This is a genomic window from Bradyrhizobium sp. Rc2d, assembly GCF_900099855.1.
GTDB lineage: Bacteria > Pseudomonadota > Alphaproteobacteria > Rhizobiales > Xanthobacteraceae > Bradyrhizobium.
Map to the genome: position 1 here is coordinate 313850 of NZ_FNCU01000004.1, position 10322 is coordinate 324171.

At 63.0% G+C, this 10322-nt stretch carries 7 protein-coding genes and 1 pseudogene; 5 read left to right on the forward strand and 3 right to left on the reverse strand.

Annotated features, from left to right (window positions below; translation table 11 throughout):
• The first annotated feature begins 90 nt into the window (after positions 1–90).
• Positions 91–1125, forward strand: a complete 1035-nt coding sequence (locus BLV07_RS09340) for an aspartate-semialdehyde dehydrogenase (protein ID WP_091882972.1) — start codon at positions 91–93, stop codon at positions 1123–1125.
• A 118-nt stretch (positions 1126–1243) separates the two neighbouring features.
• On the opposite strand, the gene BLV07_RS09345 is transcribed toward BLV07_RS09340, so the two are convergent.
• Entirely contained in the window at positions 1244–1888 is a 645-nt protein-coding gene (locus BLV07_RS09345) for a carbonic anhydrase (protein ID WP_091882975.1), read from the reverse strand.
• A gap of 103 nt (positions 1889–1991) precedes the next feature.
• Here BLV07_RS09345 and BLV07_RS09350 point away from each other — a divergent pair, with 103 nt between their 5' ends.
• Both BLV07_RS09350 and BLV07_RS09355 read left to right on the forward strand, forming a co-directional pair.
• Positions 1992–2873 (forward strand): HpcH/HpaI aldolase/citrate lyase family protein, encoded by an 882-nt coding sequence (locus BLV07_RS09350; RefSeq protein ID WP_091882979.1) that lies wholly within the window; start codon positions 1992–1994, stop codon positions 2871–2873.
• A gap of 398 nt (positions 2874–3271) precedes the next feature.
• Complete coding sequence (locus BLV07_RS09355) at positions 3272–6064, forward strand: UPF0182 family membrane protein (protein ID WP_091882982.1); 2793 nt, start codon at positions 3272–3274, stop codon at positions 6062–6064.
• 191 nt (positions 6065–6255) lie between these two features.
• Here the strand turns inward: BLV07_RS09355 and BLV07_RS09360 are convergent, their stop codons facing one another.
• Positions 6256–6675, reverse strand: a complete 420-nt coding sequence (locus BLV07_RS09360; RefSeq protein WP_091882985.1) for a DUF6455 family protein — start codon at positions 6673–6675, stop codon at positions 6256–6258.
• A 192-nt stretch (positions 6676–6867) separates the two neighbouring features.
• Here BLV07_RS09360 and BLV07_RS09365 point away from each other — a divergent pair, with 192 nt between their 5' ends.
• Together BLV07_RS09365 and BLV07_RS09370 are read left to right on the forward strand one after the other, a co-directional pair.
• Entirely contained in the window at positions 6868–7623 is a 756-nt protein-coding gene (locus BLV07_RS09365) for a hypothetical protein (RefSeq protein WP_091882988.1), read from the forward strand.
• A 237-nt stretch (positions 7624–7860) separates the two neighbouring features.
• Positions 7861–9144 carry a S41 family peptidase gene (locus tag BLV07_RS09370; RefSeq protein WP_176945428.1) on the forward strand — a complete coding sequence of 428 codons (1284 nt, stop codon included), beginning with the start codon at positions 7861–7863 and terminating at the stop codon, positions 9142–9144.
• Positions 9145–9239: 95 nt separating this feature from the next.
• On the opposite strand, the pseudogene BLV07_RS09375 reads toward BLV07_RS09370, so the two are convergent.
• Positions 9240–10322 (reverse strand): annotated as a pseudogene (locus BLV07_RS09375) (Rieske (2Fe-2S) protein); the annotation flags it as partial.

The following is a 10322-nucleotide window of genomic DNA, read 5'->3' on the forward strand; positions in this document are numbered from 1 at the left end:
TTGTCTTGAGGCCGGTTCTCGCATAGAAGCGCTGCTCTTCCTGTTTAAGCGTCAGCTTCAGGAACGGGCTTTTTCATCGGAGAGTGAACGATGGGTTACAAAGTCGCAGTCGTCGGCGCGACCGGCAATGTCGGACGGGAAATGCTCAACATCCTGGATGAGCGCAAATTCCCCGCCGACGAGGTCGTGGCCCTGGCGTCACGCCGCAGCGTCGGCGTCGAGGTCTCCTATGGCGACCGCACCCTGAAGGTCAAAGCGCTCGAGCATTACGACTTCTCCGACGTCGACATCTGCCTGATGTCGGCGGGCGGCTCGGTGTCGAAGGAATGGTCGCCGCAGATCGGCGCCGCCGGCGCGGTCGTGATCGACAATTCCTCGGCGTGGCGCATGGATCCGGACGTGCCGCTGATCGTGCCGGAAGTGAACGCGGGCGCGACCGAAGGCTTCAAGAAGAAGAACATCATCGCCAACCCGAACTGCTCGACCGCGCAGCTCGTCGTTGCGCTCAAGCCGCTGCACGACAAGGCGACGATCAAGCGCGTCGTGGTCTCGACCTATCAATCGGTGTCGGGTGCAGGCAAGGACGCGATGGACGAATTGTTCTCGCAGACCAAGGCCGTCTACACCAATGACGAGCTGGTCGCGAAGAAATTCCCCAAGCGCATCGCCTTCAACGTCATCCCCCACATCGACGTCTTCATGGAGGACGGCTACACCAAGGAAGAGTGGAAGATGATGGCGGAGACCAAGAAGATCCTTGATCCCAAGATCAAGCTCTCCGCGACCTGCGTGCGGGTGCCTGTCTTCGTCGGCCATTCCGAGGCCGTCAACATCGAGTTCGAGAACCCGATCAGTGCGGACGAAGCTCGCGAAATCCTGCGCAAGGCGCCGGGCTGCCTCGTCATCGACAAGCAGGAGCCCGGCGGCTACGCCACGCCTTACGAAGCCGCCGGCGAGGACGCCACCTATATCAGCCGCATCCGCGAGGACGCGACGGTCGAGAACGGCCTCGTGCTGTGGTGCGTGTCCGACAATTTGCGCAAGGGCGCCGCGCTGAACGCGATCCAGATCGCGGAGGTCCTGATCAACCGCAAGCTGATCAGCGCGAAGAAGAAGGCGGCGTAACGTCGAGCTGCCGTAGGGTGGGCAAAGGCGCGCTCTTCGCGCGCCGTGCCCACCATTCTTTCCGATTCCGACAGGTGGTGGGCACGCTTCGCTTTGCCCACCCTACGAGAGCGGTGGCCTACGCCACGCTTCGCGCGTTCTTGAATTCCTTCGCGACCTTATCCAGCACGAACAGCGATCCCTCCGCGACGCCGAAATAGGCGCCGTGGGTCTGCATCTGGCCGCTCTCCACCGCCGTGCGCACGAACGGGAACGTCATCAGGTTCTCCAGGCTGCGGAACACCGCGGCCTTCTCGATGCGAGCGACGAACTGCGCCATGGTCTCGTGATTGCGCTGCTCGACCACCTCGCCCGGCTTGATGAACATCTGCATCCATTTGCCGATGAAGTCGCCCGGCGTCAGCGGCTCGATCTTGTCGACGAAGGCGCGGATGCCGCCGCATTGCGCGTGGCCGAGCACCACGATGTGCTTCACCTTCAGCACCGTCACCGCATATTCCAGCGCCGCCGAGACGCCATGTGCGTTCTCGTCGGGCTGATAGGTCGGCACCAGATTGGCGATGTTGCGGACGACGAACAACTCGCCGGGGCCGACGTCGAAGATCACCTCGGGCGAGACGCGGCTGTCGCAGCAGCCGATCACCATCACTTCCGGCGACTGTCCCTTCACCGACAGCTCGCGGTAGCGGGTCTGCTCGGCCGGCAGCCGCTGGGTGGCGAACGCCTCGTAGCCTTCCAGCAAATGCTTCGGGAATGTCACCATACCCATGCCTAATCACAGACCGCAGGGGCGAACAAGCCTTTCGAATAGGCAGGCCAAATGCTATCGGCTGAGGTCAGAAGACTGACGAGGAAGGAACGCTTGCATGACCCGCCCGCGCCGCAGCCACCTGTTCATGCCCGGCTCCAATCCCCGCGCGCTGGAAAAGGCGCGCAATCTCGCCGCCGACGGCCTGATCCTCGATCTCGAGGATTCCGTCGCTCCTGATGCCAAAGCGATGGCGCGCGACGGCATCGCCGCCGCGATCGCGGCCAAGGGTTTTGGCAAACGCGAGATCCTGATCCGGACCAACGGCCTCGACACGTCCTGGTGGGCCGACGACGTCGCTATGGCTGCCAAGGCGTCGCCGGACGGCATCCTGGTTCCAAAAGTTTCAAGCATCGAAGATCTCAACGCGATCGGCCGGAAGCTGGCCGAGCTTGGCGCCGCGCCGACGGTGAAAGTCTGGGCGATGATCGAGACCGCGCGCGCCGTGCTCCATGCCGAGGAGCTGGCCGCCGCCGGCCGCGATCCATCAAGCCGCCTGTCGGGCTTCGTGTTCGGTCCGAACGATATTTCGCGCGAGACCCGCATCAAGATGCTGCCGGGCCGCGCCGCGATGATCCCGATGATCACCCATTGCATCCTGGCAACGCGCGCCCACGGCCTCGAAATCCTCGACGGGCCCTATAGCGACATCGCCAATTCCGACGGCTTTGCCACCGAATGCGCGCAAGGGCGCGATCTCGGCTTCGACGGCAAGACGCTGATCCATCCCTCGCAGATCGATGCCTGCAACGCGATCTTCACCCCACCCGAAGAGGAAGTCGCGCGCGCGCGAAAAATCATCGCAGCGTTCGAATTGCCGGAAAACGTCTCCCGTGGCGCGATCCGGCTCGACGGCGCCATGGTCGAACGCCTGCACGCCGACATGGCCCGGCGCACGATCGAGATCGCAGACGCGATCGCGGTGATGGGGAAAGGCTAGGGCGCACGCTCAAAAAAGCGGCGTTGCTTCAGGGGACAACACGCAGCTCTGCAAGACCTCGCGCGTCCTCCCGAGGTCGGCGCGCAGCCTGTTGCGGGTATCCGCGTGTAAAAGCTTGATGGGATGAGGCTTGATCGCTGCAACGAGCGAGGTGCACTCCCTCTCTCGCTTGCGGGAGAGGGTTGGGGAGAGGGTGTCTCCGCGATGGGACAATCCCCAAGAGGAGAAAGCCCTCACCCGGCGCTTCGCGCCGACCTCTCCCGCAAGCGGGAGAGGTGAACCACCCGCGGCAATCGATTCAATCTAAAGCCATTCCGCTTTAGGACTGCGGAGCAAAAAGCAGGTGCGGGCGCCACGTGACAGGCGCGCCACGTCTGTCGTTCTGCTATAATGTTACTATGACGATCGGGATTTCCGGACCCGAACGGAAGGCACCAGGGCGAAGCGCCGTGGTGGGATTCATCATCGCGGCCATCATCGCCGCAATCGGCCTGATCCTGCTCGCTCTCGTCGGCGACTTTCTGGTCGACTGGATGTGGTTCTCGTCGATCGGCTACGAACAGGTCTTCTGGACCACAATCGGCGCGAAAGCCGCCGTCTTCCTCGTCGTTTTCGCGGCGACCGCCGCCATCTTGTGGGCGAACGCGCGCCTTGCACTTGGCCTTGCCGGGCGCCGAACCCGGTTGCCCGCGGCCTTCGACCCGAGGCTTGTGGCCGCTGCGGCGCTGCCCGATCCGCTTGAATTCCTGCGCGAGCGGCTGCGGTGGCGCAGCATGATCGCCGCCAGTAGCGGCCTCGTCGCTCTGCTTGTCGGCTGGGGAGAAGCCGGCAACTGGAGCACTTTTCTGCGCTTCATCTATCAAGTGCCCTACGGCACCAATGATCCCTTGTACGACAAGGATATCGGATTCTACCTGTTTTCCCTGCCCGTCTTTGTGGCCATCAAGAATTGGGCGTTGCTGACACTCGTCATGAGCGCGCTGCTCGCCGGGCTTATCTACTGGGTGCACGGCGACATCGAGGACCGGGCGCAGCGAGTATCACCAGCGGCGATCTCGCACGGTTCGGCGCTTCTCGGCCTCTTCTTTGGCGTGAAGGCGTGGTCCTACAGTCTCGACCGCTATCTCCTGCTGTACGGCGACAACGGCGTGGTGGTCGGCGCAGGCTTCACCGACGTCAATGTGGAACTGCCGGTCCTGTGGCTGCTGATCGCACTTTCGATCGTCGCCGCTGTGGCGGCATGCGCGAACCTGTGGGTGCGTACCTACCGCCTCCCCACCGCCGCGATTGTGCTGCTGTTCGGCGGCGCTTTCCTGCTATCGGGCATCATCCCCGCAGTGTTTCAGCGCTTCTACGTCGGGCCGAACGAGCTGGCATGGGAGCGGCCTTACATGGAACGCAACATTGCCCTGACGCGGGAGGCCTACAATCTCAATCGGATCGTGCCGAAGCCGTTCCCTGCGGAACAGAACCTGACCTTGAGGGCGCTCGAGGCCAACAAGGCTACCATTGAAAATATAAGGCTGTGGGATTGGCAACCATTGGCCGACACTTACGCTCAACTGCAGGAGATTCGCACCTATTACAAACTGCGCGACCTCGATGTCGATCGTTACTGGTTCGGCGATACCTACCAAAGCGTGATGATCTCAGGCCGCGAGTTGAATTCCGCGCTGCTGCCACCCAACGCGCAGACCTGGGTCAACCGCCACATCCTGTTCACCCACGGCAATGGTGCGGTGATGAGTCCGGTCACCCAGAAGAGCGGCGAAGGACTTCCGCTTCTCTATCTGGACGACATTCCTCCGGTCGCACATGGAGGTCCCGCGATTCGCGAGCCGCGCATCTATTACGGACTGCAGACTGAGGACTACGTCATCGTCAAGGGAACCGTGCCGGAATTCGATTATCCCAGGGGAAAGGACAATGCCTACGCGTCCTATGACGGCTCCGGCGGCGTGCCGCTGTCGGGCATGGTGCGGAGACTGATCTTCGCCCACCATTTCAACGATGTGAACCTGCTGCTGTCAGACTACATCGGCGATGACAGCCGGATCATGATCCGGCGCAACATCCAGAAGCGGGTGGGCATGATCGCCCCGTTCCTCTCTCTCGATCGCGATCCCTATCTGGTCGTCAGCGAGGGCAGGCTGTTCTGGATGCAGGACGCCTACACGACCAGCGATTATTTTCCCTACGCACAGCCTGCGCCCGGCTACAACCTCAATTATATCCGCAATTCAGTGAAGGTCGTGATCGACGCCTATAACGGCACCGTCGATTTTTACCTGATGGACCCAGCCGACCCGGTCGCCGCGACCTATCAGCGAATCTTCCCGGACCTGTTCAAGCCGTTCGCGGCCATGCCGTCCGATCTTCAAAAGCACATTCGTTATCCCGAAGACCTCTTCCTGATCCAGGCGCGACTTTTCCAGACCTACCACATGGAAGCTGCCGATGTTTTCTATAACCGGGAGGACCTCTGGCAATTTCCGCGTCAACCGGCCGGTGATGGCGTCTCTTCAATGGACGGCATCACCACCATGGCCCCCTATTACATCATCATGCGGCTGCCCGGAGAGGCGCAAGCCGAGTTCTTCATCATGATCCCGATGGTGCCGAGCCGTCGCGACAACATGATCGCTTGGCTTGCCGCGCGCTGCGACGAGCCCGGCTATGGCAAGCTGATCGTGTACGAATTTCCCAAAGAGAAGCTGGTCTACGGGCCGTTCCAGATCGAGGCGCGAATTCATCAGAACACGGAGATCTCCCAGCAGATATCGCTGTGGAACCAGATGGGGTCGCGGGTGATCCGGGGAAATCTGCTCGTGATCCCGATCGAGAATTCGATTCTCTACGTGTCGCCGCTGTATTTGCGGGCCGAGCAAGGACATTTGCCGGAGCTCAAGCGAGTGATTGCCGCCTATGGTGAGCATGTCGTCATGAAGGAAACGCTTGCCGAGGCCCTGTCGGCACTCTTCGTGGACAGCGGCCCTTCCCCGGCAGCGTCGGCTGTGACCGCGGAAACACCCGCCGAAGCCTCCACGGCAGCGCGCGCGCAGGAGGCGCTCACGCACTACGACCAGGCCATGGAGCGGTTGAAATCCGGTGATTGGGCAGGCTTCGGCAAAGAGATCGATGCGATGCGCGGTATTTTGGAAGATATCCGCCGGCAATCGGGTAGCCGCTGAGGTTCGCGAGAAACGCTATTTTCTGACTTGCCGGTGCAACTGCCCGCCCCGACGAGGCCATCGAATAGGATAGCGATGTCGGCCTTGAGCCCCAGCTCGGACCTCTGAACGATGTCTGCTATAGGCTGCAGCAGACCTCCACGCCCTCGCTCTCGTAAGTACACACCCGAGTGGGATCTCCCGCGTCCGCCTCAGCGCGGCGCGACGTCGGCGCGGTCGAGCGACTCCAGCGTCGCGGCGTTGGCGCAGTAGCCGTGATAATTCTCCGCGGCGGTGCCGGCGGCGAGATCGCGGTCGCACTGGCCCTTCTGGTTGCAGAGCGAGCAGACCCGCTCCATGTCGCGCAGCAGCAGCGGCTGTGCGCGGCCGAGCCCTTCGGCGTTGATGCCGAGTTGCTCCAGCATCTTCGGCAATTCGTCGGCGGCGTGCTTGCCGTGGCGAACGAGCTCCTCCAGATCGTCAGGCGCGATCCTGAGATCGCTGGCGATCCGGTTGAAATCGGCGCGATCGAGCTGCCGCATCTCGTTCATCTCGCGGCGATGCTTCAGCCAGCCGGCAAAGGACTCGATGAGATCCTGGACGATGGGATAGGGCCTGCTTGCGGTGCTCATGGAAAGCTCCGTTGAGGTCGTGGAATTGGAGCGAGACTAGGCACAATGGTGCAGGAGCGCGTTGCGCTGGATCAAATACGGCGCGTTTGTCCCGGACGCCGTGCGACAGCACTGCAACAACTGCGGCCGTCGTCCCGGCCTAGTGTCGCGGCCAAAGGTCATGCGGGGCGGGGCGCAACACCGGGGGTTTCCATGTCCGGTCATTTGCGATTTTGCTTCACCGGTTGTCTCCTTTTGGCAGGTCTCTCTACATCGCCTGCGTTTTCGAATCCCTTCGCCGACTTTTTCAATGCGTCTCCCGCGCAAGCCACTGCGCCCGCTCCCGCCACAGAGGAGTGCCTCTCGCAACCCGGCAAGTCGACGGCCGATGGCCAGCACTGGGTCTATCGTTTCGACGGTCACCGCAAATGCTGGTTCCAGGCTGCCGCGGGGACCGCGACGGCGAAGAAGCCGCATGGCCAAGCCGCCAGGCATCGTGTGCCCGCTGCCGAGAAGAACGAGACCGCGCTGCGCAAGCGGAAGGCGATCGTAGATGCGCGCGCGGAGCTACTGCGCTCCGCAGCGGCGGAAACGCCCCAGCCGACGCCGCCTACGCCCGAGTTCAAGGTGGCCGACGCTGCTCCCGTCCTCGCTACATGGGCCGCGGCCCTCGTGCCGGAGCCCGTCGTCCCCATGACTGCGACGGATCAGCTTATGCCCGACCGTCCCATCCCGCGCCAGGTCGACGTGGGGACGCTTCTGGCGGCCGCGCCGGCTGCCAGCGAAGCGGTTGCCGCCTCCGTGCCTCCGGCGCCGGTCGCCTTTCCCGTCGCCGAGGCGGCCGACGACGGGAGAGGGTGGACGGCAACCTGGCTCGGCGTGCTGCTGATGGTGCTGGGGCTCGTCTTCATCTTAAGCTCGAGCCGGACCGTTCGGGGGCACTACTGGTTGGGCGATTTCTCGATGTGAGGACGGATTTGGCGGCCATCGCGGACGACCGATTCGGCAACCACCGCCATGACGCCAGTCCTGACGGCGATTTCATCCTCAACGGGGCGTGAGCCCGACAGGCGAAAGTTCTACGGGAAGTAGCCTCGCGGTGGCAGGATCGCTGGCACCTCATGATTTTCGCCAATGGAGCGCAAGCATTCGGTAACGTGCCGGGATCGAATGGCCGAACGCGGCACTCCACCGCGAGTTCAGACGATGAAACAGGTTGTCGATACATCGCCTTCGCGTCGCCAAGTGTTGCGACTCGCAGCCATGGTTACGGCATGTGCCGTGGCTGCGAAGGCCCCGAGTGCCGCGGAGCCTCTCAAGGGAGAGGCCAACGACTCCTATGTTCCCGCTGATGGCGTCGCGACCTTCGAGAGCGTTTGGCAGACCGTGCGTGATCGCTTTTTCGATCCGCGTCACAACGGACTGGACTGGTCGGCGGTTCGGGAGAGATATCTCCCAGACGTTGAGCGGGCAACCTCGCAGGACTCCCTGGCGCGCGTCATCAATACCATGCTGTCTGAGTTGCACGCTTCACACACGCGCTTCTATACGCCGGATGAGCCGGAATACTATCAGCTTGCAGACATCTTTGTCGGCGCACTGCGACGCCAGGGACTGCAGCGTGCGTTTCCAGACGGCCGCATTTCGTACCCCGGCATCGGTATCATTTCAGGTTTCGAGGCGGGGGGTCGCAATACGATCACCGGCGTCATAGATGGAACGCCGGCGCAGCAGGCGGGTCTCCGTGCCGGTGACGAAATCATCGCGGCGGACGGGAACGCATTTGAGCCAATCGGGTCCTTCCGTGGGAAGGTCGGCAAATCGCTTGTCTTGGAGGTCAATCGAGGCGCCTCGGGTCTGCAAATCCCGGTCACGCCAGTCGATCTTGAGCCCACCAAAATGTTCCTTCGTGGGTTGGAGTCGAGTGCGCGCATCATTGAGTCCAACGGACGGCGCATCGGCTATGTCCATGTTTGGTGCTATGCCGGCTACGTCTATCAACGGGCTCTTGAACGCCTGCTATCTCAAGGCGCGCTAAAAGACGCGGACGCGCTGATCTGGGACTTGCGGGACGGTTGGGGCGGCGCGCAACCCGAATATCTCGACCTGTTCAACGCCCGGGCGCCAACGATGCAGGTCACCGACCGAGGCGGCACTAGCGAACTCGTGAATGTGAAGTGGCGCAAGCCCGTTGCCATGCTCATCAACGGCGGCACGCGCAGCGGCAAGGAGGTGCTTGCATATGGCTTCAAGAAGTACCGGTTGGGCGAGCTCATCGGCACCCGGACAGAGGGCGCGGTCCTTGCCGCCACCGCATTCCTCATCGGAGGCGGCTTGCTGCTGCTCGCAGTCGAAGATGTTCGGGTCGATGGCGAGCGCCTGGAGGGCGTGGGCGTGACGCCGACGATCGAGGTCCCGGCAGGCGCGGTCTCTGCCGGATCAGATGACCCCCAACTGAGCCGTGCTGTGGCGGTTCTGTCCAGGACATGATCCGGGCGTCGTACTGGTGCGCGCTAAGATGGTAACTGGAAGCGCGTGTCGGACGCAGGCCTTTGTCGCTTCAGATCGCCCTCGGCGCGTGATGTTCAGAACGATCCAGCCTCTTGATGTAGCTCGGCACCCCGCATCAAGCGGCGGGCGATGTCGGCTGTCTGGTGTAACGCGCGTTCGGTCGGTGAATGGGCCGCCAGATAGCGGGCAACCGCGATGAGGATGTGCCGGCCCTCGTCCGTGTTGCCCCACGCCCCGAACTGCCGGACCCCCGCCTCCAGCATCTGATATGTATGGAAGCCTGCATCTTCGCGCAGCACCGCATGCGCGAGCGTGGCGATCAGCGCCTGCGGCGAATGGCCGAGCGTGAGGTGCCGTGCTACCAGGCGTGCGGCAAGATCGACCTGTCGCTGCCGGTCGAAGGCGTCGAGCAAGGCGGCGCGGATCGTCTCTGGCTCCGCGGGCAGATCATCGAGCTGCTCGCCGCCGTCGCCCGGGATGCCTGCCGGCGGCACATTGAGATAACGAGCAAGGTAGAGCGCCATCGCGCCGTGCAAGACGCCGCGGACAGCCGTGACGTGGGTGTCGACGCTGGCAGTGTCCATCCGCGTCAGCATCTGGTGGACTGCATTGGCGTAGGTGAAGACGTGATGTGCCGTCTCCCAATCGGCGTGCTCATTGGCAGTGCCGAAGCGCGCCACCCTGAGCGCTGCCGCATACGCGAGGGATTGGCCGAGGTCAGCAGGATCGGCACCGGCGCGGATCGCCCCCTTGAGAGCGTCAACGATCCTGGCCGGATCGTCACCGACGAGTTCTTGAGCAAGTGCGGCGTGGCCCGACCAGTCACGCGCGCCGCGTCCGGCAGCGAACAGGTCCGCGAGTTCGCTGGTTGATTCCTCACACAACAGAACAAGATCAACGGGCTGGCGCCAGGCGGTGGATTCCTCGGCACCACGGGCCGCCACCATCTGACCGACGACTGCCGGCAGCAGAGCCGCCGCGTGTTGCCAACCGATCAGGTCGAGGCACTCGAATGCCTTGTTGATGAAGTCAAGCGAGTGCCCGGTGTCGGCGAACGCCCGGTCGGTCGCAGCGGCGAGCAGGGCATCAGCGAGTTCAGCCGGGGAGAAGCCGGCCGCAATCGCCGTGAGCAACGTGCGCTCGGCGGCCTCACGATG

What these genes read in the sequence shown, in the direction of transcription:
- BLV07_RS09340 (WP_091882972.1), top strand. Translation starts at nt 91, where the DNA reads ATGGGTTACAAAGTCGCAGTCGTCGGCGCGACCGGCAATGTCGGACGG.
- BLV07_RS09345 (WP_091882975.1), bottom strand. Translation starts at nt 1,888, where the DNA reads ATGGTGACATTCCCGAAGCATTTGCTGGAAGGCTACGAGGCGTTCGCC.
- BLV07_RS09350 (WP_091882979.1), top strand. Translation starts at nt 1,992, where the DNA reads ATGACCCGCCCGCGCCGCAGCCACCTGTTCATGCCCGGCTCCAATCCC.
- BLV07_RS09355 (WP_091882982.1), top strand. Translation starts at nt 3,272, where the DNA reads ATGACGATCGGGATTTCCGGACCCGAACGGAAGGCACCAGGGCGAAGC.
- BLV07_RS09360 (WP_091882985.1), bottom strand. Translation starts at nt 6,675, where the DNA reads ATGAGCACCGCAAGCAGGCCCTATCCCATCGTCCAGGATCTCATCGAG.
- BLV07_RS09365 (WP_091882988.1), top strand. Translation starts at nt 6,868, where the DNA reads ATGTCCGGTCATTTGCGATTTTGCTTCACCGGTTGTCTCCTTTTGGCA.
- BLV07_RS09370 (WP_176945428.1), top strand. Translation starts at nt 7,861, where the DNA reads ATGAAACAGGTTGTCGATACATCGCCTTCGCGTCGCCAAGTGTTGCGA.